The organism is Pseudomonas sp. NPDC099000 (genome assembly GCF_044759925.1).
Classification (GTDB): Bacteria; Pseudomonadota; Gammaproteobacteria; order Pseudomonadales; family Pseudomonadaceae; genus Aquipseudomonas.
Window position 1 is genome coordinate 144,374 of sequence record NZ_JBIWAF010000002.1, and the last position, 23,357, is coordinate 167,730.

Below are 23,357 nucleotides of genomic sequence, written 5' to 3' on the forward strand. Positions count from 1 at the left end.
CTGATCGCAGCACATGAGGAAAAACCATGACTGAATCCGTAGAGCCCTATTTTTTCGACGAGGCAGAACGCACAGCCAATGCCGGGCAACCCGGCGAGCGCGAAAATGCACTGGCCTTCACCCTCGATGACCTGAAGTGGCTGAAGCACGTTTATCTGGCCACCGACGCTGCCCGTATCGCGCAAAAAGAGCCCATGCACGTCTGCCAACTGTTGCTGAAGGTGACGGGCAAAACGGATATTCCATTGGCCGGCGCCTTTGCCATGAGTCGGCCCGATGATGGAGAGGTCACGCTCTACACACCGTGGAAGGGCTTGATCAAGTTCGCGGACATGGCCGACCTCAAAAACAAACTCAAGGAATGGCTGGCGCAGGCCACTGGCAAGTGCGAGCTGTTGCGCTTTCTCTCCATCGAACAACGCAGCGCTCTACCCGCCGCCACGGCTCCCGACATTGCCACGAAAGACATCGAAGGCGCGGTGTTCCAGGACCAGCAACTGACCCTCGATCACAATCAGGAACAGAACATCGAGGCGATGAAGGCTGAGCTGCTCAAGACGCCAACCCTGCAATCGATGCTGGACGACACCCTCAAGCACGCGCTGCACAAGGCATTCCCCACGCTGGACCAGCGCCTGACCCGGCTCAAGAGCCTCGTGAAGACAATTTCAGCCTTCGACGGCAACGAAGACCTGCACACGATTTCCTCGATCCCCCTGAGCGATGCACTTCTGCACTTCTACCTGACCAACCAGTGGCCAACCGGCGATTCAAGAGTCTTCGCCAATCCCGAGCATAGCGTGAGCAGCGACGCTGATAACCAGACGTTGGAAAACGCGGTGAAAGAAATCGCACAGAGCTTCACGCCGCACTTGCACAGCCTGCTCGCCTTGTTCTGGAACACCGCCATGAGCACAGGTCTTTCACGTTTGGCGTTTTTCACTGAGGGCTTGCGCGACACCTTTCACCTGAAGCTTCTGCACCAGCGCCAGAACGGTACTTTAACGACGCAGGAATACCTGCGACTGATGAAAGTCAGCCTCCCGCCTGACGCGCACGATCCGCTTCGCATCGAGAAAGTACGTGTGACTGCGCCCTTCAGGCATTTTGTGGAGCTGGCCTCGACCTTGATGATCGGAGACACCAACACCTTGGGGTTTCTGTACTCCCCCCCCCGAGGTGTCGAAGCGACGAGCAATCTGTCGGCGGTCAAAAAAATCGTGCTGGAGATGATGAAAACCGAAGGGCATGAAGACACCTTGCTCAACTTTATGTCGCTGGAAGAACGCGCCACCTTTCTTGCGTTGGAGCCCATTAAGCGCGTGATTGATGGCAAACCGGTCGTTGGCCCGGTGTTCAAACATTTGATGGCCGACATCCTTGGCAAGCAACGGGACAACCTGTCCCATGCGCTGAGTCGCTTGCGCGAAAGTGAAGGTACGCTCGACCCCCATGCCTTGCTCGACAGCGCCCTGGATGTCCGGGGATTGATCGATGACCGTCTGCTGGCTCCCGACTCTTCAGGGCGCTGGAGTACACGCGTGGATCGGCGCGGCAGCGCGCAACCGGCCACCGTGCGCGCCGAGTCGGCCAAAGAGGAGCTGTCACTGCTCAATTCTGTCGAGCAGGCGCTCGATGAACTCCTTGGAAAACACCCGGCCATCTCCACGGCAACCCGCTCGATCGAAGACGCGGAGCGCGTCCTGGGATCCTCCGTGGCGAGTTTGCAATCGACGTTTACTCACACGCTGTCTACGGCATTGCGCAGTGAACTGAAGCTGCGGGCCGTATCGCGCACCTTGGGTACGACGGAACAGGCAATCATCAAAACCGTGCTCGATAGCCCGATACACCTGCAACGAGCGGCATTGAACGGTTTTTTGCCAGACGTGTTTTCCCTGGAGCTGAAGGCTGGCGATGCGACGGCCCCGCTGAAACTGGCCAGTTGTTTTGTGCTGACTGAACGAGGCGGTCTGGACGCGGGGCATTCGGGCAAAGCGATTTTGTGGACGCCCGCGCTGGGGTTTGAAAGCTTCAAGGCGTTAACCCCATTGCTGACCGAACTCGATCGACGCCTTGCCGACGCCAACCATCGCTCTACCCTTCTGGAGAACCTTGGCCGCAACGAGCGTTTGCCTGGCAGGACCTACACGTTGGCGCCCTTGCAGCGGGTCTATGGGCACTTTCTTGATTACCTGCAAAAGCCCTATGTGCACCTGGACCAGGCGTGCCTGACCGATGCCTTGGCGACGAAGCTCTCCGCCACGCCGCTGAGCAGTCTCCTGAACCTCGTCTCGCTGCGTAAGCCAATGACAGGGCTCGACCGTCCCATCGACATTGCGCGGTCACTGACGACCCGACAAAAACTGCCGGCATGGCTGGCCCAGGCGTCGGTCAAAGAGCTGATTGTGCATGCCGAACTGCTTCAGCAATACCTCGATAACGTTAAGGACGACCAGGATTACCTGAGCGGCATACGGTCACTGCAACGCACGGCACACCACGAACTTGAAAAACAACTCAAGGCAGACGACTTCAACATCAACCCGGACAACGTCCAGGTCCGGATCAACGCCCGACCGACATCGGCGGCCCGCACTCAAACCCTGACCGACTTTGCGCTGACTCACCTCAAGGATCTCGATCAGCTCCATTTAAAACTGGTGCCGCTTGATAGCACCGTGATTCCCGAGGGCATGGACGAACGCTACATCAAAGACCTGATCCGCAACCTGAAACCGGGTGAGCATCAGCAGAAAATAGTGAGCGACGCCTTGGCAGACACGCCGGCGAACGCGGACCGCAGAAAACGGTTTTACACACAATTGCCCTGGCAGTTGATGCATTACGCCCACACGGAAAAACTTCAGGAGCGCCTGAGCGAAACCGGGTTTGATCTGATCCGGCAAGTCATGGACATGCCTGACGCCCTCGCCCGCGCAGCGGTCGACGGTGCACACGCAATCATCCGTCCGCTTGAGTTTTTAGGTATCAAGAGTAACGGGACGATCAAAGTGCCCGGTGTGTATCTGATCGGTTCAACGGCTGATCGCGCTGCACCACAGGTGCTGATTGCGCCTCACAGCCCCGGGTACGGTGTGAAGGAATATGAAAATGAAGCCCGACTACTGACAGAACTGAAGACCCGGGGACCATTGCTTGACTGGCTACTCCTGCATCTGCAACCGTCTGACAGGCTGCTGCTGGAAACCCGGATGGCAACCAACAGTCACCGCGTTGCCAGAGCCACGTCGTCGAGCACCGTTAATCGCATCGCCGAGACCACACTGGGCTCCCATCCGATCAAGGGGAGCCTGTTCAAACATCTGCTCAATGACAACGTCGCCTTGCTGGGCCGATTGCTCGGTTGCCAGTCCGATGACCAAAAACAGGGCGAGTGGGCAGCCATCAAGCATGTGCTGGGCGAAGACCTGCACGAGGCTTATACATTTTTCATGGGCAAACTCGCCTACCCGGAGACGGTATGGCGCAGTTACCGGGATATCAAGCAATCCGCCGAAGACCTGCAAACCCATAAATGGGGCCCTGCCATAAAAGCGTTCATCAGCGGCATGGCCGAACTCTCCACGCTGCGACAATCACTGGGGGATCCAACGCTGCTGTCTTCGACACCCGCCACACCGGCACCGGAAAAAACCGATACCCAGCTCAAATGGCAGGAAATCGACGTTACAGGCCCCGAACGCACGAAGCTCAAGCGCCATGAAAGCATCAATGTCGACCTGGGTTCGCTGAAATCAGACGCAACGCTTGGCCTCTACACCCACCCGACGACAAAACAACACTACGGGCCGGTTGAAGGAAAGGTGTTTCCGGTCATCAAGCGCGGCACCCGCTGGCGCATCGGCGACACAAGCACGCTGGGCCCTCATTTGCGCCAGAACGAATCGAAACAATGGCTGATTGATGGGCGAGAATCGGCGCCTCGCTTCAGCCTGTTCCGACGATTGGAGACCGCTAGATTGGTTTTCGATGGCATGAACGTCGATGCCACAGGCATGTCCGACATCCGTCGACTGTTTCCTCAGAAGGCCCGTCAAATTGACGAAGCGCTGGACCTGGCAACGACCTATGCCTGGAACAGCTATCGAAACCTGCAACTGCTCAAGAACTCCGACGACACCATCACTCCCGTGCATCAACTCATCATGGATTTCCTGGGTGTGCAGCAAGTGCTGCCGACGCATGTCGAGAAGGTTGAAAAAATCATGGGCGACGTTTTCACAGCGCTGTTGGAGCCATCACTGAGAAAACCGAAGTCCAGCCGTTTTGCCGTCGGCAGGGTGACCGAAGACGCACAACACACGTTTGCCTTCATCGTGGCGACAGACAAAAACCGGAGAATTCACCTCGCAGAAAGATTCTTCGATCCCAGATTTGAACACTACCGCCAGCACCTGACCGACGCGGCCTTCCCTATCCACACCCATGCCCGAGCGGTGACCTTGATTCATGAGCTGTCGCACATGGTCTGTAAAACCGAGGACATTTTTTATCTCGATCCCGGCAGACCGTTCACCGACCTGATTGGAACAGCCACGCCCCTCGCCACTGAACTCAAACGCGCCTTGACCGACGTGCAGAAAACGGCACTCTCGATCCAGACCCCGTATACCCGGCTGTTTATGACCCAGGATCCTGATACCGGTGTGTGGGAAGATCCGGGCAGTACCTCCAATGAAGAATCCAACCGGATAAAGGCACGTATTTTGGAGTTGACCGGCGCAGAAAACCTGAGCGGAGCCCGCGAAACGTTCAAGAAAAACCCACTGGTCAGGCTGGCCGTGCAGTTGAGCAATGCCGACAGCGTGGCCTGGCTGGTCAGTCATCTTGGCCGTGAACTGCACGTCAGCACGCCCTGATGTCAAAAATAATTCTCAATTGATGGTTTATTGCCATGACGGCTGTTCTCGCAGGCTTCCCCTCAAGGTTAGAATGCAGGAAATCAGGATGAGTCAATGACCGACAATTCTCTCTCGCAAGCCGAATATGACGCTATCACCGATGCCGCTGCGCACTGGTGCATGCGGCTGCACGCCAGCGACTGCACCGCTGAAGAGCGGATCGCTTTCGAACATTGGCGTGAGACTCATCCGCTGCATGCGTTCGAGTACGAGGCCATGCTGGAAATCTGGGAAGTCGCAGGCGATTTGCCGCGTCCCGAAGCCGTCGCCTCGGTGGCTCGCTTCAAACCGGCCACGCCTTGGCGCACGGTCGGCATCGCCGCCGCCGTGTGCGCCCTGGCGTTGCCGCTCGCGGCGTACAGCGGCTGGAACATGGGCTGGCTACCGAATTCATATCAGCATTTCGAAGCGAGTGACACGGTCCGTCAGGTCACCCTGAGCGATGGCAGCCAAGTGGAACTGAACCTGGGCAGCGAGCTGACGTTCAGCAACTACAAGGATCAGCGCCGGGTCACGGTGGAAAAAGGCGAGGCCTTCTTCAGCGTCAGCCACGACCTGGCTCATCCTTTTGTGGTCAGGGCAGCGGACGGCAGGATTCGCGTCACCGGAACCAAATTCAACGTCTGGATGTATGAGGATCAGGTACGAGTGAACCTGATTGAAGGCTCGGTGCTGGTCAGCAGCAACGATGACCTTCCGGGGGATGGCTTGCGTCTCGGGCCAGCCATGCAGGCGCGCTATAAACACGGCGACTTCACTCCGCAGATCAATCAGACCTACCCCAACGACAATTCCCTGGCGTGGCGCAGTGGCAAACTGGTGCTCGATGATCTGGCGCTGAACGACGCCCTGCCGTTGATCAACCGTTACCTGAGCAAACCGATCATGGTCGCTGATCACAGTACCGGCACGATTCGCTTGGGTGGCATCTACAACATCAAGGAACTGAACAACCTGGTGGCTTCCCTGCCCAAGGTGCTGCCGGTCTACCTGACCCGTAACAAGGAAGGTAATCCGGTACTTAATTCGATCCCGCAACAAGCCCCTAAAAGCTGAAAAGGCCGCAACCCTCAAGGGGATGCGGCCTTCTTTATTGCTTGAACCACCCTCTTCTTACTGAGCGGCCACCTTCCCGGCTTTTTCATCCTGCTCGCGGATCGTCTGCGCCTGGTACTGCGGATCGGCGATGATCTGTTGCTCGGTGAACGGCAACGGGCTCAGCTGCTTCTTCGAAAAGGCAACTGTCTGATCCCGGGAATACTTCGACGTCGGATCGCTGGACAACGAGAATGCCAGCAGACCTTGCGCGTGCGGGCCTTTGTCATCGAAGGTCACCACTTGCAAATAGCTGGTGCCGCTGATGACTTCGAGTTTGCCATCGGTCCTCGGCACACTCTGGATGGCGTTGTACACGCCCAGCGTGCCCGGCCCGCCGTGGATCGGCGTCTGTTGGCCGCCGCTGCTGACCACCTGAATATCGCCCCAGCGGCTGTCATCCTTGAGCCCAAGCTTTTTGATCTGTTCCACCGACGCCAGCATCGCTTCGCGAATAGCCTTGGTGACCTGTGGATTATCCAGCGCCAGGCCACGCGGCGTGTGTTGCGGGTCTTTCGGGTCGAACGCCACTCGCCAGATGTCCGGGACTTGCTGCAACGGTTCCATTACGTTCTGGAAGTGAACAAACCCGAGCCCGCTGTCCAGATTTGCGCTGCGGTCCCATGCCTTGAGGCTCGCGCACAATGGAGCGAGCGTGGCGGCATCGGCGCCCAGATCGCCAGCGCAGAACTGCAACAGATCCGGCATCACTTGCCCGGCCTGATACACCTGATCGTCCATCACCATCCGTTGCAAATCCGCCGCCGAGATCTCGCCGGCCTTGCTCAGCGTGCTCAATCGATCCAAAGCGAAACGCGAGCGCAGCCCCAGTGGCTGGCCTTCCTGACTGATCAGGGGCGAGAAACCGGTGAGTGGTTGCGCCGGGTTGGCCATCCACGCCGAATCATTGGAGTGTTGTACGTAGTCTTTGCGCAGCAGTTGCGGCAACTTGTCCGCCGCATAAATACCCTTTTGCGCTGCATTCGGATCGATGTCCCAGGCACAGGCGCTGTTGGAACCGTCGAGCACGATCATCTGCAACCCGATGCGGGGATCGCTGCACTTGGCCAGTTTGTCCGCGCTGACGTTCGGCACCACCGACAGGTTCATGTACAGCGTCTGACCCTGACTATCCGCCGCCAGGGTGTTGACCCACGGGATGCCCTGAATCTTGTGCACCGAGGCCTGCAAATCCTTGAGGCTGGTGGCCTGGTTCATGGCGTACCACTGCTGCAACACCCGGTCGTTTTCCAGGTTGGCATCGCGCAGGCTGTAGGCGTACTGAGTGTCCCAGTCGAGTTTTCCGGGCCACTGCACGATCGGGCCGAACTGCGAGCTGTAGACCACATGGGACACCGCTTTGGTCTGGCTGTCGGGCTGTTTCACATTCACCGTCACGGTCTGCTTGTCCATCGGCAGCGACTTGCCGTCGAGCAGATAACGGGTCGGATCCTTGGGATCAAGTTGCAGTCGATACAAGGTGAAGTGCTTGGACGTGTCCACGGTGTGGGTCCACGCCAGCTGCTGGTTGAAACCGATGTTGATCATCGGCAGCCCCGGCAGCGCCGCGCCCATCACGTCCAGCTTGCCGGGAATGGTCAGGTGCATCTGGTAGAAACGCATCCCGCCGATCCAGGGAAAATGCGGATTGGCCAGCAACATTCCGCGGCCATTGAACGAACGCTCGCTGCCGACCGCCACCGCATTGCTGCCGCGATCCAGTGCGAACCGCTGCATGCGTGTGGCCGCCAGCTGAAACGACGACCTTTCGCCCGCGGCCTGAGTAACCGCTTTGGGCGGCGTCGCCCCCGCCAACGCTTCGGCGAACTGCCCTACTCCGCCTTCGACCAACAGTCGGCGGGTCAACTTGACCAGGTCCTGCGAGGTGATGTCGCGTACCCATTCGCCTTGGCACTGCTGCGGCAAACCCTGTGCGCGACGTTCGCCCAGCGAGCGGTTGTATCCGGCGACATAACCTTCGACCAGATCACGCACTGGCGGGGTTTGCGCCTTCCAGAATCCGGCGACGGCTTCAGGGGTATTGAGCCAGGTGAAGAACAGGTCGCTGACCTGGTTCTCGCGCTCCTCGACCGTCAGCTGGTCCGGGCCGAAATAGCGAGAACGCTCGCCATTGACGGTGACAATCTCATTGGCCAGCAAGCACAGATTGTCCTGGGCGTAGGCGTAACCGATGCCATAACCGAGCCCACGCTCGTTGTCGGCACGAATATGCGGCACACCAAAACTGGTGCGGCGAATATCGACGCTGGCCTGCTCGGGCTGACTGCGCGCGTTTGCCGCAAGACTCAGCCCCACCAACATGCCCGCAAGGCTCAACCTGGTTAATTGCCTGGAAATAATCACGCTCGCTCCTGATCGAAAAGACAAACACCCTGCGTCAAACACGCACCGCGCCTTCCCCTAGGAACGAACCCCACGACAAAAATTTAGGCCCTGAAAGGTGCTTTGACCGGCCATCTCACAGGACGCTGACGTGACGGTGACGAATTTTCTACATTTGGACCTTCATTATTTGCGGTGCTCATACGTCTTATTGAATGAGAGCACCCATCACATTTCCTGGCCGGCTCGGAAAAGGAGTTTTTGCATGTACAACTCGCAACTGCCAACGGACGGTAGTCACGCACCCAAGCGCTCAGCCATGGGCTCCGGGGTCTTCAGTCAACGAGGCGAGCGCAATAGTAACGAGCGGATCAGAGTGCTGCTCAAAAGCTTCGGCCTGCGAACCAGCCTGATTCGCCTCAAGGTCATCGATGCCTTGCTGACCGCCGCCGAAAGCGAGCGCAGCCTGGGCGTGCGTGGCGTGCACGGCCATTTGCTGGACCTGGATATTCCCCTGTCCTTCCTCAGTGTGCGAGAAGTGTTGAAACGCTTGTGCAGCGAAGGCGTGATCACGCTCAATGCGGACAAAAGCTACAGCCTGCATCCGCACGCTGTAGCCATGCTTCATCGCGACTGATCAGCTCAAGGTGCGTCGCTCAAGGCTTGACCTTGCGACGCATCACGCCATTGATCACCACCACGATCACCGCCACGCCGATGGCGATGTACTGAAACAGCTTCTCGCTGATGACGCCTGCGTTTTGCAGGTACGAAAGGCCGAACATGATCCCCAGCACCACCAGGGAGATCAGAATCGAGTATTTCAAACGTTGCGACTGAGTCATTGCGAGTTCCTGAACCTGAAAAATGTATCCGCTTTGTGTCCGAAAGCATGCCAAACCCCTACCTTTGTGCGGGAATGGGACGCTGCAAACGGGGTCTCATGTTACAGCCGATGAAGATATTTGGCTTTATTGCGGTGATAACCATGAGGATTTTCAAATGTTCCGTCGGATCACACGGCTGATTCCCCTGCTCGCTCTGCTAACGCTGAGCGGCTGCATCGTTTTCCCCGATGGCGGCTGGCACCACGACCGCTATTACGATCACGGCGGACCCGGCTATTACCAGCATCGATAACGTGTCTCAAACACCGAAGAACCAATAGCCACTCACACGACCACAAACATTCGCTGTAAGACTCGTAGATATGCCCGCTTAACAGCGGGCATTTTTCGTGTAGGACTAATCTGTAGTTAACGTAAGTTACTTTACAACCCTCCCCCCTTATTCTCCCTATAACCCACTGACTTCAGCTGTCGCGCAAATAATGAAACTTAAAGTATCAATCGCCTGTTTGAGCCATTCACACCTCCTGCTTATTCTTCGGCGCTCGCAAGAGACCCGTTACGAACTTCGAATGATGATGAACAGGGATATCATGCAAACGCCTTTGATAAGTATCACCCCGCGTTATTTACTGGGCTTTTGCCTTGCAATAACTTTTTTTGAGCTTCTGACCTACATGGCCAGCGACATGATCATGCCGGCCATGTTGACCGTGACTGATGAACTGAATGCCAGCGCGCGTCATGTCCCCTACGCCTTCAATCTCTACCTGGCGGGTGGCATTCTTCTGCAATGGCTTATTGGTCCACTGTCGGATCACTTCGGCCGCCGCAAGATGTTGCTCATCGGTTGTGCGGTGTTCGCCCTGGCCTGTGCCGCAGCGTTCAGCGTCAATAGCATCTATGCGTTCAACGGCTTGCGCCTGATTCAGGGTATGGGGCTGGGGTTTGTCATCGCGGTCAGCTACCCGGCCTTGCAAGAAGTGTTCTGCGAAGCCGACGCGGTAAAAATCATGGCGTTGCTGGGGAATGTTGCGCTGCTATCGCCGCTGCTGGGGCCGTTGCTCGGCAGTCTGCTGCTGGAATGGTTGTCCTGGCGGGAGCTGTTTTTACTGCTGGGTATCGGCGGCCTGTTGGTCTGGCTCGGGCTTTACCTGTTCATGCCGGAAACCGTGGGCACCGTGCGTCATGACGGCCAGCGACTGACGGCGGTGCCCTTCGAATGGCGCGGCACCGTGCGCCGTTATGCCGCGTTGCTCGGCAACCCGCGATTCCTCAGTGCCTCTGTCGCGCTGGGGGTCATGAGCCTGCCCTTGATTGCGTGGATCGGGCTGGCACCGCTCCTGCTGATTCACAATCAGGGACTTTCACCCTTGCAGTACGGCCTGTGGCAGATCCCGGTGTTTGCGGCCGTCATTCTCGGCAACCTGATACTCAACCGATTGATCGCCGACATTGAATTGCCGCAACTGATTCGATACGCGTTGTGGCCGTTTTGTGGCGGGCTCGTCGCCTTGCTCGCCAGCAGTTTCTACGGTGCGTCGACGCCTTTGCTGATCAGCGCCCTGGCCCTTTACGCCATCGGTCTTGGCATGAGCAATGCCGCACTGTACCGGCTCGCGCTGTTTTCAAGCGACGACAGCAAAGGCCTGGTCTCGGCCATGATCGGCATGATCTCGATCGCCGTCATGGGCGGCGGCGGCTCGCTGATTGCGGCGGCCGGTGCCGGTGACAGCCACGAATCCTTCGCCCTGATGGCGGGTATTGCAGGACTCATGTGCCTGTTGCCCTTGCGCCTGTTTCTGCGGCGTTCCCACCTCCCGCTTGCTGCCTGACTCCACCCGATAGGTCCTTTGATGATCCATTTACCCCACACCGATGCGCTTTGCGCGTTAACGCAACCTTATTGCCTGGATTCCGTGCCTGAAGGCCTGTTCGACCGGGCCATGGGGGAAATCAGTCTGTTTCATTGTCACCACACGCCTGGCTATGAGCGCTGGCTCAACAGCAACGGGCTCGTCGCTCAAGACCTGGAGACACTGGATGACTGGTCAAGACTGCCGCCGATTTTCGCTCACTATTTCAAACGTCACCTGTTGTTCGGACCCACGGGCGAAGGCGCGTTGGAGCTGACATCGTCCGGCACCACCGGCCAGAAAAGTCGCCTGCGCTATGACCAACGCAGCATGGCCGCCGCCCAAGGCATGGTGAGCCATATTTTTCGCCATTACGGCTGGGACACTCCCGACACCCCTTGCAACTACTTGCTCCTGAGTTATGAACCCAAGGCTGCGATCACGCTGGGCACCGCCTACACCGACCAGTTTCTGTGCAGCTATGCGCCGGTCAACCGTATCGCCTACGGGTTGCGCCTGACCGGCAACGGTCACGCATTCGATCTGTTTGGGGTGATCCGCGCCTTGCAGGAATTCGCCGAAGAAGGACTGCCGGTGCGCATTCTCGGCTTCCCGGCGTTCCTCTCCCACGCCTTGCAACAGATGGAAGACACCGGCGTCGCGAATCTGCAGCTGCCGGCCGAGTCGCTGGTGTTTCTCGGGGGTGGTTGGAAAACCCAGGCAGCACAGGAAATTCCTTTGTCGCAATTGTATGAACGCCTCCACCGTCAATTGGGCATCGACCTGTCCCGCTGCCGGGACGGTTACGGCGCTGTCGAGCATGCTGTGCCCTACATCCAGTGTGCTCACCAGCATTTTCATGTCCCGGTTTATTCGAAGGTCTTCGTGCGCAATCCATCCGATTTCACCGTCCAGCCCTACGGCCGGCGCGGGTTGCTGGAATTCGTGTCGCCCTACATTTCTTCCAGCCCCGCGCACGCCGTGGTCATGGGAGATCTGGCGACGCTGCACCCCGGTGCCAGCTGCGGATGCGGCTTGCAGACCGACTGGTTTGAACTGCATGGACGCGCTGGTACGACCGCCAGCCGAAGCTGCGCAATGGCCGCGTCTGAACTGATTGGAGGGGCGTGACATGTACTTGATCAATGGTGAACTGCGGGACGATGTCACCCTCGAGACAGCCCTCGAGCAACTGCACCCACAACTGCCGCAGTTGCTGAGTGCCCCCATCGACAGCGACACCGTCATCGACGCAGCGGCCCGATTTGCCCTGCAATTGCAAGCTGGCAGGCTGGATGTGCCCCTCGACAACGATCAACGACTGGGGCTTGTCGACTTCTGCCAGCGCAGCAACCTCGTCACCAAGCTTGAGCGAGAGTTGGGTGTGCAACCGCGTTCGTTGCGGCGTATCGATTACCGGCAATCCTGTTTTGAAAGCTGGCATCCGCTGGGACTGGTGGTGCACATCACGCCGGGCAATGCGCCGATGCTGGCGTTCTGCGCGGTCCTGGAAAGCCTGCTGGCCGGCAACATCAACTGGTTGCGCCCCAGCTCCAGCGATGAAGGATTGACCGCCCGGTTACTCGCGGCGCTGGTGCATTGCGACACCAGTGGCAAGCTGACTGATTACATCGCGGTGCTGCCGGTCAGCACGGCTCAGATAGCGCAACTCTGCACTCGCGCCGATGGCGTCGCCGCCTGGGGCGGTGAACATGCACTCAAGGCGATTCGTCAGCAGATCCCGGCCGGGTGTCGCTGGATCGATTGGGGCCACAGGATCAGCTTCGCTTATTTGTCGCCTGACGCGGCTTGTCCTTCGACGCTGGACGCGTTGGTGGATGAAGTGTGCAGTCTGGATCAGCAAGCCTGTTCCAGCCCGCAATGGCTGCTGGTGGACAGCAACGATCCGGCGGTTTTGCTGGACCTGGGTGAACGTCTGGCCGAAGCCTTCAGACGTCGCGCCTCACAGTGGCCGGCACTGGTTCCTACCGACCAGGAGGCTTCGGAAATCACCACCCGTACCGCCATGGCGAAGTTGGAACATTGCTTTGCGCAGCAGACCGGCCAGGTCTGGAGCGGCCCGGGATGGAGAGTCATCTGGGATCACCACCCGACGCTCGCGCCCTCGCCGCTGTTTCGTACACTGCTGCTCAAACCGGTGCCGCAACACTTGATCGCCGAGACGCTATTGCCTTGGCGCACCGTCCTGCAAAGCTGCGCGCTGATGTGTTCTCCAGTGCAGACACCTGAACTGGTGCGCACGCTGGTCAATGCCGGCGTCACGCGTATTGCCCCGTGCGGGCTGATTCATGACGGCTACCCCGGGGAGCCCCACGACGGCGTCTATGCGCTGTCGCGCTTCAGTCGCCGACTCTCGGTGAGTCTGTCGCCTGAGGCAGTGCCTGGTCGGGCAACGCTCGACGCGCTGCCAGCCGCTGCGGCTACACACCATGAGCCGATCATGGACAAAAACACATTCATGACCCAGCCGATCAACGCCTTGGCACAGCTGTATTTCCGCTCTGGGGGAAGCAGCGGCACGCCAGCCTTGGCCGGGTTCAGCTATCAGGACTTTCAACGGCAGATGCGTGCGGCGGCTGACGGCCTGTTCGCCGCCGGTCTCGACCCGTCAACGGATCGGGTGATGAACCTGTTTTACGGCGGCAGCCTGTATGGAGGCTTCTCCAGCTTCACCAAGGTTCTGGAATTGATGGGCGTTACGCATTTCCCCATGGGGGCGCCGCACGATGATGACTTCAGCGAAATGGCCCGAATGATCGTGGATCATCGCGTCACCGTGCTAATCGGCATGCCGAGTACGTTGCATCGCTTGTTTTCCAACGAACAGAGCCAGCTTCGCGCGTACTCGGGCATCAGCAAAGTGTTCCTCGGCGGTGAGCACCCGGGCCAGGCCAGCCTGCGCCTGATGGAAAGCTGCGGGGTCTCGACGATTCGCTCCGCGATTTATGGCTCGGTCGATGCCGGCCCGCTGGGGCACGCCTGCACGGCAACGGCGGACGGCGTCTTTCATTTGATGTGCGATACCCAGCATCTGGAAATCGTGCATCTCGAACACGATAGTCCGGTGCAAGCCAATGAGATCGGCCGGCTGCTGTTCACCTCCCGGGCCCGGCAAGGCCAGGCCGTGCGCCGGTATGACGTTGGAGACACCGGTCGCTGGATAACCGGAGCCTGCCCTTGCGGGCTCGACTCACCGCGATTCGAATTGCTGCAGCGCCACGGCAAGTTGATACGGATGGGCACGGAATTCATTTCACCGTCGGCGCTGCAGGAAAGCCTTGGCCTGCCTGTTCAACTGGTGCTGGACCACACCTGCGATGGCAGCGAACGGCTGAAGGTTTTAGTGAACCTGGAGGCCGACAAGGTTTATGCAACGTTATTGACCCATGCAGCACTGGCCAATGCCGTGAACGCCGCGCTTATCACGGTAGAAGTTCACGAGTGTGCTGAATCCCGATTCACCAGAAACAAACACAGCGGAAAAATACCGTTGGTTATCGACAACAGAAAATAAACATATCGATAGTCTTCAAACCGTAGAAACACCTGATAAAAAAAGAGAACCCAGTGAACACAACTTATTCGCTTGAACAACTCGTGCCTTATATAAGGCAACACTCAAACTTCTATCACAAACACCTGCAACACTTACCGGCAGAAGGTATTACTTTAAAAGACCTGCCGCTGACCAATGTGGCCGATTATTGGGCTGACAGTAACGACCTGACTGAATGGCCCGTGCTGACCGGCCCGATCAATAACGGATTGGTGTTCAAGACCGGGGGATCGACCAGCCACGGCAAACTGTCGGTTTACTCCCAGAATGAGTGGCAAACGCTGGTCAGTACCTTTGGAGCCAGTGTTTCCTCTCAACTGAAGGACGGCGACAGGGTCGCCAACCTGTTCTTTTCCGGCGATCTCTACGCCAGTTTTCTGTTCATCCACGACTCGCTGGCGCACGTCAAACGGTCCATCTGTGAGTTTCCGTTCACCGGCGAAGTCAGCATGGATGTCCTGGCGGATGCGCTGGATCAGCACCGGATCAACGTGCTGGTCGGCGTGCCGGCGCAGTTGTTGCGATTCGCGGCGTACCTGACCCAGCATCGGCGGGTGTTGTGTGGGGTTGATACGTTGCTGTACGGCGGTGAAAGCCTGTTCGGTCCGCAACTGGCCATCCTCTCCGAAGTGTTTCCCAATGTGCGCATCGCCTCAATCGGCTACGCCAGTGTCGATGCGGGGCTGATCGGCGCTACAAGCCGCGACTGCGCCCTGGGGGAGCATCGGGTGTTTGAACCCCAAACCCTGCTGGAAATCGTCGATGAACTGACCGGTGAAGTCATTGAAGAATGCGACCGCACCGGATTGTTGGTGGTGACCAACCTGACCCGCCGACTCATGCCGCTGCTGCGTTATCCGGTGGGCGACCGCGCCTGCTGGCGTGAGCCCGGCAACACCCCGATGCGCAAATTCGCCCTCAAGGGACGTAGCGCCCATAGTCAGCGGGTTCGAGTGGGGTCGGCGTCGTTGTTGATCGACGAAATGCTGCAGATTGTCCAGCGCGTTGCTGGCACCGACCAATGGCAATTGCGCATCGAACATGACGGATACAAGGACATCGTCAGTGTCAAATGGGTGCCTGACGCTAACGTCGTGGTCACCGCCCCGCTATGCCAGGCGCTGTATGAAGCGCTTGTGGCCCATTACCCCGCGCTCGATCATCTGAATCGCGAAGGGCTGCTGCAGTTGCGAGTACAGTCCTGCACCGTCACCGACCTGAAGCTGCATCCACGCTCGGGCAAGCAGATGCGGGTTCTGGATTTGCGCACCTATGACGCGCCATCGCCGGAGACTGCGTGATGTCTCATCTGATTTTTCGACGCTACCGCCCTTCCGACGCTCGCGCCGTGAGCCAGTTGTTTCGCGAGGTTTATGGCGATCATTACGTTCAACCGGATGTTTACCTGCCGCACATGATCAGCCAGCACACCGCCGACGGTCGCTGGAAATCGATGCTGGCGGTGGATGATGTACGCGTTCTGGGGCATGCCGCGTTGTGCCATGAATCCTCCCCACAGAACGCGGAACTGGCCCTCAGCGTGGTGCATCCCGCCGCGCAGGGGCAAAGTATCGCGACCCGCCTGGCCCGGGAGTTACTGTTGCAGGCAGGACCACTGGGCTTCAAGAGTGTCTCGATCAAGCAAGTGACCCACCATCCGTACACGCAACGCATGGCTGCAAACATCGGCTTCCACAGCACGGGATTGCTGCCCGACTACGTTCCTTCACCCTTCGCCGAACCGCACCCGGAAACCATTGTGATGGGTTGCCACGTGGTCGAAGGGCAAGCGCGCCCACTTCCCGACATGCCCTGGCCCGAACGCTACCGGGGGTTTATGCAGCACCTGAGTTCGCTGTTCGGAACCCATCCGGAAATGACCACACAACCTTCGATACCCTTGCAGATCAAGCAACACCATCACCGCTTCGACATGGTCATTCACCGCTTGACCAAACGTCTGCTCGACCAGATCCGGCAATTGCCCGGTCACTGGATGATCTCGACCCAACTTGCGTTGTCGCGACAGTTCGCCGAGGACTTGCGCAGTTTGACGACGCTTGGCTTCACGTTCACCGGGGTGATGCCCGCTCCCGGCAGTCATGGATGGTTCGCCCTGTTTCATCGAGGGGCGCAGCCTCGGCCCCTTAATCTGCATTGCCCCTACATGCAACAGTTGCACGACGGCTTGCAGCGAAACACCAATGCACCGGGCAGCGCTCGCTCAGCCGCTTGAGTCTTGTCGGTAAAACTCATTACCCGGCTGCGCGCAAAGCTTCACCAGCCAGTCGACAAACACCCTCACCCGCCGGGACAACTGGCGGTGTGGGGGATAGAGCGCCGTCAACGGCATCCCGGGTGGCAGCGTCGCTTTCAGTACTTCGCACAGACGCCCTTCCTTCAGTTGGCGGGCAACGTGGTAGTACGGCGTCTGGATCAGTCCATAGCCTGCCTCACAGGCGGCAATGTAACCATCAGCGCTGTTGACCGAGACATGCTTGGGCAGATCGATCAGGCGGTTCGGTATCGGAGGAAGTCATGAAGTTGCTTGACCGGTGACCGACGACTGGCCCACTCGGTCTGAGTGGGCCAGTACCATCGAACGTCAGGCCTTGGAGCTGACGCCACCATCGGTAGGAGGCACCGTCGTACCGTTGCCTTTGCCATAAGTGTGCAGGTTCTGCAGTACGTAGATCGCCGTCTTGTATTCAGGGATCAGTCCAGTGGCGTACCGGTCGCCTTTGATGCTGTTGCTCTGGATGGTGTCCAGCTGCGTGGCGAAATACTCCAGCGCATTGAATTTTGCATCCGGGTCTGTCTGAACCCCGAACCGGTCAAACTTGTCACCGGCATTCATCAACGTCATCGACGTGAGATCGGAAATCAGACCTTTACCTCTCAAAAAGGCACTGAGATTACCCAGTTGTCTGGCGGAGACATTTTCCGGGTCAAAACCTTTTACGTTTCGATGGATTTTCATTGCATCCATTTTCGCCGTGCTCAGCGCGTTTGGATTGCTCCCCACCATTGCCAGCATCTGCTTGACCCTGACGCTTTGCTTTACAGGCTTGCCGCCGCCCGTGTCCTGAACCAGTAGACCTGCCTTGGACGTCCAAGCCCCGGTGTAGCCGATAGTCATGACTGAACTCCCGACTGCGTGACCATAAAAACTCCTTGTTAACCCCGATTTAGAGCGGTCAAGTATCAGCGTGGCAACTAGCCATACCAACAAGTATTTCTTGTTTTTACAATTTCCGTACATTTCGCATACAAAGCCAAAGTGCCCTGATTGATTGGTCGATACCAACTTTTCATCATTGTTATGGGCAACAAATCAGCCTCGTTTGTATCCACATTGACACCATCCAAGACTCGACCGTCCGTCACCCGCCTCCAATCTTGTACGTCCGTACCTAAAGCTCGCCAATTGCAGGCCGATAGCCCTTCGAAGCGCCGATCTTTCGATCGAAAACCACAATAAGAACGCTGCACAAGGACCGGTCCCATGCCCGCATTCCGCACCATCCAGGCTCGCTACACGCTGTTTCTGGTCCTGTTCATCCTGCTGTTGTTCGTCCTGACAGTCGTCGGCATCAGCCAGTTGGTCGCCCCCAAACTTCGCCACACCGAAGAACAGGTGGCCCTCAACCGCATCGCCGAAGTGGCCGAGCAAATCCAGGGCGAACTGAACAAGGTGCAGGCGCAACAGCGCAGCATCACCCAGACCATCCCGTTGCTCGACAGCGCCGCCATCGACACGGTGCTGCCAGGCCTGGTCGATCAGTACGGCGAGTTGAAAGTGTTCGGTGGCGGTATCTGGCCGTTACCCGGCCAGCGTGAGGCGGGACGCACCAAGTTCAGCACCTTCTGGCACCGCGACGCCTCGGGCAAGCTGGCGGTCAACACGTTCTGGAACAGTGACGCCGCTCCCAACTATTACGACCAGACCTGGTACAAGGGCGGCATGCAAACCCCGCGCGGCCAATGCGCCTGGGCCGCCGCCTATAAAGATGACGCCAGCGCCGAGCCACGGACCAACTGCGCCATGGCCATTCAGAAAAACGGTGCGGCGTATGGCGTCTCGACCATCGACGTGACCCTGGGCTTCTTCAATGATCTGATCGCGCGCAAGGAAAAAGACCTCGGCGCAGAAATGCTGATCGTCGAAGCAGACGGCAAGATCATCAGCAACAGCTCTCGGATCAGTGGGCCGATCGTGCTGAAGAACATCAGCGAACTGGCCGGCAACTCGCCATTTGCCAGTCAAGTGAAGGCCGGCCTGCAAAGCCGTGATCAGTCGCAGCGGGGCGAGTTCGACAACAACGGTGAGGCCAGCACCTTCTTCATGCGCCCGATCGAAGACACGCCGTGGTTCCTCGCCACCGCCCTGCCGACCAAGCTGATCACCGCCCAGCGTGACGATGTGCTCAGCACACTGAGCCTGCTGCAAATCCCGATGGTGATCCTGCTGGTGTTGCTGCAGATCTACGCGATTCGCCAACTGATCCAGCGGATGAAAATCCTCAAAGCCAACATCGACGCCCTGTCCGCTGGCGACGCTGACCTGACCAAGCGCATCACCATCCGCGCCGAAGACGAACTGGGCGCTATCGGGCACTCGGTCAACGCCTTCATCATTTACTTGCAGAATATGATCGGCGAGGTCACCCAGGCCACCGGCGCCATGGCGTCCAGTCTCGACAACCTGCAACGCACCTCGGCCCACACCAGCCAGATTCTGGTGCGCCATGCCTCTGAAACCGATCAGACGGTCACGGCGATCACCGAAATGAGTTCGACCGCCGAAAGCGTCGCGCAGAACGCCGCCGAAACGGCGGCCTTCACCCAGCGAGCCAATGAAAACGCCGACCGTTCACGGGTCGTGGTCGGTGAAGCGTCCAGCAGCGTGATTGCCCTGATCGATGAAGTGGCGAGTGCCACCCATAAGGTCGAAAGCATGCAGGAGGATGCGCAACGCATCACCGAGATTCTCGGGGTGATTGGCGCCATTGCCGGGCAGACCAACTTGCTGGCGCTCAACGCCGCCATCGAAGCCGCCCGGGCCGGTGAGCAAGGTCGCGGTTTCGCGGTCGTCGCCGACGAAGTCCGCGCCCTCGCCGCCCGCACCCAGGCCAGCACGTCGCAAATCAATGAAATGCTCAAGCGCCTGACCCAAGGCGTGAGTTCCTCGGTGAGTGCCATGGAAAATACCCAGGCCAGCTGCCAGTCCGCCGCCGATGCCACGGCGCGGGTCAACACGGGCCTGGACGAGATGGCCGGCTCGGTCAGCCACATCAACAGCCTGAGCACGCAGATCGCCACCGCCGCCGAGCAGCAAAGCGCGGTGACCGAAGAGATCAACCGCAGCATGGTGCAGATCCGCCACATGGTGGATGAGCTGGTGAAAAGCGGTCAGGCCAGCGAGCTCAATACCCAACAACTGCTGCAAGCCAACTCTCGTGTTAGCGCGATCATGGGGCGATTCAAGGTTCGTTGACCGCGGCTGAATGACACAAGCTCCCTGTGGCCAGGGAGTTTGGTCTGGTGAGCCCCCCTTCACCACAATGGTTCAGCATTCGCCGTATTACTTCGAAACAACCTCGTATCTCTTCGCGGCAAAAAATGGTCAAAATGCATTTTTTGGCCGCCACCCCGAGACGAAATCCCCATGCGAACCCACCTGCGTCTGGTCGCCCTGAGCGCCCTTTTCATCTCCTCCCTGGCTCAGGCCGCCGACCTGATCCCGATCGAAGTCCACCGTGACGCCAACTGCGGTTGCTGCAAAAAATGGATCAGTCACCTCGAGGCCAATGGCTTCAAGGTTGAAGACCACGTCGAATCCAACATGAGCGAATTCAAGCAACAGCACGGTGTGCCTCCGCGCCTGGCGTCCTGTCACACCGGCCTGATCAACGGAAAATTCGTCGAAGGCCATGTTCCAGCGGATCAAGTCCTGGCCTTGAGCAAACGCGATGACCTGCTGGGTGTTGCGGCACCGGGCATGCCAATGGGCTCGCCCGGCATGGAAATGGACGGCATGAGCGATGCCTATCAAGTGATCGGCCTGAAGAAGGACGGCACTGACGTGGTGGTGGCGGACTATCCTGCCCATTGATGGGCGGCGCCTACATCGGGCTATTCTTCGCGGCGTTCGGTGCTGCGACCCTGCTGCCGTTGCAATCCGAAGCGCTGCTCGTGGGGCTGTTGCTCAGTGAGCAATACTGGCTGTGGTCGCTGCTGGCCGTCGCAACACTGGGCAATGTCCTCGGTTCAGTGGTGAATTGGTGGCTCGGCTGCCGCATCGAACGGTTTCGCGATCGACGCTGGTTTCCGGTCAGCCCGCGCCATCTGGAACAGGCCAGAAAACACTATCAACGCTATGGTCACTGGTCATTGCTGCTGAGTTGGGTGCCGATCATCGGCGACCCGCTGACGCTGGTGGCCGGCGTCATGCGCGAGCCGCTTGGGCGCTTCCTGCTGATCGTGACCCTTGCCAAGGGTGCTCGTTATGGTGTGCTGGCCCTGGCCACGCTGGGCTGGATCGGTTGAACGATCGGCGGCGGCGATTGCCTGTGTTTAATGTCGCCCTAATCATGCCGATCCAGCATCGGCTGTTTTCCAACGGAGTCCACCCATGTCCCTTGCTCTTTCGCGCTGGTTGCCCGGCCTGTTTCTGACAGCTGCATTGCCTGTTATGGCTCATGCTGAAGGCCCGGAATACGGGCCGGAACTGCAAGGGTTCGAGTACCCCTACACGGTCAAGCACTTCGCGTTCGAGTCCCAGGGTAAATCCCTGCAAATGGGTTACATGGACGTCGCCGCCCACGGCAAGGCCAACGGGCGCAGCGTGGTGTTGATGCACGGCAAAAACTTCTGCGGCGCCACCTGGGACAGTTCGATCAAAGCCCTGAGCGAAGCCGGTTACCGGGTCATTGCGCCGGACCAGATCGGCTTCTGCACCTCCAGCAAACCGGACAACTATCAGTACACGTTCCAGCAACTGGCGACCAATACCCAGCAACTGCTCAAAGCCCTTGGCATCCAGAAGACCAGCGTGCTCGGGCACTCCACCGGCGGCATGCTCGCCACACGCTACGCGCTGCAATACCCCGATCAGGTCGAGCAACTGGCGCTGGTCAATCCCATCGGCCTGGAAGACTGGAAAGCCCTCGGCGTGCCCTACCGCACCGTCGATCAATGGTACGAGCGCGAACTCAAGCTCAGCGCCGAGGGCATCCGCACTTACGAACGCAACACCTATTACGGTGGCCGCTGGAAGCCCGAATTCGATCGCTGGGTCGATATGCTTGCCGGGCTGAATAAAGGCCCTGGGCACACGCAAGTGGCATGGAACTCTGCGTTGATCTACGACATGATCTTCACCCAGCCGGTGTACTACGAGTTCAAGGACCTGAAGATGCCGACGCTGTTGCTGATCGGCACGTCCGACACCACGGCCATCGGCAGTGATATTGCCTCCCCGGAGGTCAAGGCGAAGCTTGGTCATTACGAGGTGCTCGGCAAGCAAGTGGCAAAACTGATTCCCCAGTCCACACTGGTTGAATTCTCCGGCATGGGCCATGCGCCGCAGATGGAAGAACCGGCAAAATTCCACCAGGCATTGCTCGACTGGCTGAACAAAACCAATCCCGTGCGTTGATGAGGTAAGGCTGATGGCGGTGCAGATTGCGGTGATCGATGATTGGCAGGACGTGGCCCGTGACGTGGTCGACTGGTCCGTGCTGGACAGCCTCGGCGAGGTGAGTTTTGTTCATGATTACCCGGCCGACAACGCAACCCTGGCTGAACGCCTGGGCAAGTTCGAGGTGATCTGCGTGATGCGCGAGCGCACCCGGTTCGATGAAGACCTGCTGCGCCAGTTACCGACACTCAAGCTGCTGGTCACCGGCGGCATGCGCAATGCCGCGCTGGACCTCAAGGCCGCTACGGCGCTGGGCATCCAGGTCAGTGGCACCGACAGCTACAAACACGCCGCTCCGGAACTGACCTGGGCGTTGATTATGGCGGCGACCCGCAACCTCGTGACCGAAGCCAATGCCTTGCGCGCCGGGAAATGGCAACAAGGTCTGGGCGGCGACTTGCACGGCAAGACGCTGGCAATCCTTGGCCTTGGCAGCATCGGTAAACGTGTCGCGCAGTTCGGTCAGGTGTTCGGGATGCGGGTGATCGCGTGGAGCGAAAATCTCACGGCCGAACGTGCCGTCGAAGTGGGCGTAACCTATGTCAGCAAGCAGGAACTGTTCGAGCAGGCCGATGTGCTGTCGGTTCATCTGGTGCTCAGTGATCGCAGCCGGGGATTGGTCGACGCCCAGGCGCTGAACTGGATGAAATCTTCGGCGCTGCTGGTCAACACCGCCCGCGGACCGATTGTCGATGAGGCGGCGCTGATCAAGGCGCTGCAGAAGAATCGGCTGGCGGGGGCGGCGCTGGATGTCTTCGACGTGGAACCATTGCCGGTAAATCATCCGTTCAGAACGCTGGACAATGTGTTGGCGACGCCGCATGTCGGGTATGTCAGCCGGCAGAATTACCAGCAGTTCTTTTCGCAAATGATCGAGGACATTCAAGCGTGGTCGTCCGGGGAGCCGATTCGCCTTCTGAGCTAGGACCGCAGTGCCGCTTTCGCACTCGATCGATGTTGATCAGTTAGTCAATACTGAACGCGAAAACCACGTATCCTCTGCGCCCGCTT

Annotated in this window: 16 protein-coding genes and 3 pseudogenes; 15 read left to right on the forward strand and 4 right to left on the reverse strand. The window is 58.7% G+C overall.

The annotated features are described in order from the left end of the window. The first annotated feature begins 26 nt into the window (after positions 1-26). A complete protein-coding gene (locus tag ACIQV9_RS02895) occupies positions 27-4,883 on the forward strand; it encodes a dermonecrotic toxin domain-containing protein (protein ID WP_403097958.1) in 4,857 nt (1,618 codons plus the stop codon). A gap of 96 nt (positions 4,884-4,979) precedes the next feature. Next, the gene (locus ACIQV9_RS02900) at positions 4,980-5,981 is read left to right on the forward strand and encodes a FecR family protein (RefSeq protein ID WP_403097960.1); all 1,002 of its coding nucleotides are present in this window, start codon (positions 4,980-4,982) and stop codon (positions 5,979-5,981) included. A 57-nt stretch (positions 5,982-6,038) separates the two neighbouring features. On the opposite strand, the gene ACIQV9_RS02905 is transcribed toward ACIQV9_RS02900, so the two are convergent. Continuing rightward, on the reverse strand, positions 6,039-8,384 hold the full coding sequence (locus ACIQV9_RS02905; protein ID WP_403097962.1) for an acylase: 2,346 nt from the start codon (positions 8,382-8,384) through the stop codon (positions 6,039-6,041). 244 nt (positions 8,385-8,628) lie between these two features. Here ACIQV9_RS02905 and ACIQV9_RS02910 point away from each other — a divergent pair, with 244 nt between their 5' ends. Beyond that, on the forward strand, positions 8,629-9,000 hold the full coding sequence (locus ACIQV9_RS02910; RefSeq protein ID WP_403097964.1) for a fe2+ zn2+ uptake regulation protein: 372 nt from the start codon (positions 8,629-8,631) through the stop codon (positions 8,998-9,000). A gap of 19 nt (positions 9,001-9,019) precedes the next feature. Here the strand turns inward: ACIQV9_RS02910 and ACIQV9_RS02915 are convergent, their stop codons facing one another. Beyond that, positions 9,020-9,208 (reverse strand): hypothetical protein, encoded by a 189-nt coding sequence (locus ACIQV9_RS02915; protein ID WP_008024801.1) that lies wholly within the window; start codon positions 9,206-9,208, stop codon positions 9,020-9,022. A 157-nt stretch (positions 9,209-9,365) separates the two neighbouring features. Here ACIQV9_RS02915 and ACIQV9_RS02920 point away from each other — a divergent pair, with 157 nt between their 5' ends. The 6 genes from ACIQV9_RS02920 (at position 9,366) to ACIQV9_RS02945 (ending at position 16,880) form a co-directional block, all read left to right on the forward strand. Then, positions 9,366-9,503: a hypothetical protein gene (locus tag ACIQV9_RS02920; RefSeq protein ID WP_403097966.1), complete on the forward strand. Its 138-nt coding sequence runs from the start codon at positions 9,366-9,368 to the stop codon at positions 9,501-9,503. A gap of 301 nt (positions 9,504-9,804) precedes the next feature. Further along, on the forward strand, positions 9,805-11,046 hold the full coding sequence (locus tag ACIQV9_RS02925; protein ID WP_403097968.1) for an MFS transporter: 1,242 nt from the start codon (positions 9,805-9,807) through the stop codon (positions 11,044-11,046). Positions 11,047-11,067: 21 nt separating this feature from the next. Next, positions 11,068-12,198, forward strand: a complete 1,131-nt coding sequence (locus tag ACIQV9_RS02930; protein ID WP_403097970.1) for an acyl-protein synthase — start codon at positions 11,068-11,070, stop codon at positions 12,196-12,198. 1 nt (position 12,199) lies between these two features. Next, on the forward strand, positions 12,200-14,602 hold the full coding sequence (locus ACIQV9_RS02935; RefSeq protein ID WP_403097972.1) for an aldehyde dehydrogenase family protein: 2,403 nt from the start codon (positions 12,200-12,202) through the stop codon (positions 14,600-14,602). A gap of 53 nt (positions 14,603-14,655) precedes the next feature. After that, positions 14,656-15,945: a phenylacetate--CoA ligase family protein gene (locus tag ACIQV9_RS02940; RefSeq protein ID WP_403097974.1), complete on the forward strand. Its 1,290-nt coding sequence runs from the start codon at positions 14,656-14,658 to the stop codon at positions 15,943-15,945. Next, the gene (locus ACIQV9_RS02945; RefSeq protein WP_403097976.1) at positions 15,945-16,880 is read left to right on the forward strand and encodes a GNAT family N-acetyltransferase; all 936 of its coding nucleotides are present in this window, start codon (positions 15,945-15,947) and stop codon (positions 16,878-16,880) included. The genes ACIQV9_RS02940 and ACIQV9_RS02945 overlap by 1 nt, the downstream gene beginning before the upstream one ends. On the opposite strand, the pseudogene ACIQV9_RS02950 reads toward ACIQV9_RS02945, so the two are convergent. Then, positions 16,869-17,162, reverse strand: a pseudogene (locus ACIQV9_RS02950) (LysR substrate-binding domain-containing protein); the annotation flags it as partial. The gene ACIQV9_RS02945 and the pseudogene ACIQV9_RS02950 overlap by 12 nt on opposite strands. A gap of 87 nt (positions 17,163-17,249) precedes the next feature. Next, entirely contained in the window at positions 17,250-17,783 is a 534-nt protein-coding gene (locus tag ACIQV9_RS02955; protein ID WP_403097979.1) for a hypothetical protein, read from the reverse strand. A 366-nt stretch (positions 17,784-18,149) separates the two neighbouring features. Here ACIQV9_RS02955 and ACIQV9_RS02960 point away from each other — a divergent pair. The 6 genes and pseudogenes from ACIQV9_RS02960 to ACIQV9_RS02985 all read left to right on the forward strand — a co-directional run. Next, positions 18,150-19,277: pseudogene (locus ACIQV9_RS02960) on the forward strand (cache and HAMP domain-containing protein); the annotation flags it as partial. Between the two features lie 339 nt (positions 19,278-19,616). After that, positions 19,617-20,141 (forward strand): annotated as a pseudogene (locus tag ACIQV9_RS02965) (methyl-accepting chemotaxis protein); the annotation flags it as partial. Between the two features lie 171 nt (positions 20,142-20,312). Next, the gene (locus ACIQV9_RS02970; RefSeq protein WP_403097981.1) at positions 20,313-20,759 is read left to right on the forward strand and encodes a DUF411 domain-containing protein; all 447 of its coding nucleotides are present in this window, start codon (positions 20,313-20,315) and stop codon (positions 20,757-20,759) included. Continuing rightward, positions 20,759-21,193, forward strand: coding sequence for a YqaA family protein (locus ACIQV9_RS02975; RefSeq protein ID WP_403097983.1), 435 nt, complete (start codon positions 20,759-20,761; stop codon positions 21,191-21,193). Before ACIQV9_RS02970 ends, ACIQV9_RS02975 begins: the two co-directional genes overlap by 1 nt. A gap of 85 nt (positions 21,194-21,278) precedes the next feature. After that, a complete protein-coding gene (locus ACIQV9_RS02980; protein WP_403097985.1) occupies positions 21,279-22,304 on the forward strand; it encodes an alpha/beta fold hydrolase in 1,026 nt (341 codons plus the stop codon). A gap of 13 nt (positions 22,305-22,317) precedes the next feature. Then, the gene (locus tag ACIQV9_RS02985; RefSeq protein ID WP_403097987.1) at positions 22,318-23,271 is read left to right on the forward strand and encodes a D-2-hydroxyacid dehydrogenase family protein; all 954 of its coding nucleotides are present in this window, start codon (positions 22,318-22,320) and stop codon (positions 23,269-23,271) included. The last annotated feature ends 86 nt before the right edge of the window (positions 23,272-23,357 follow it).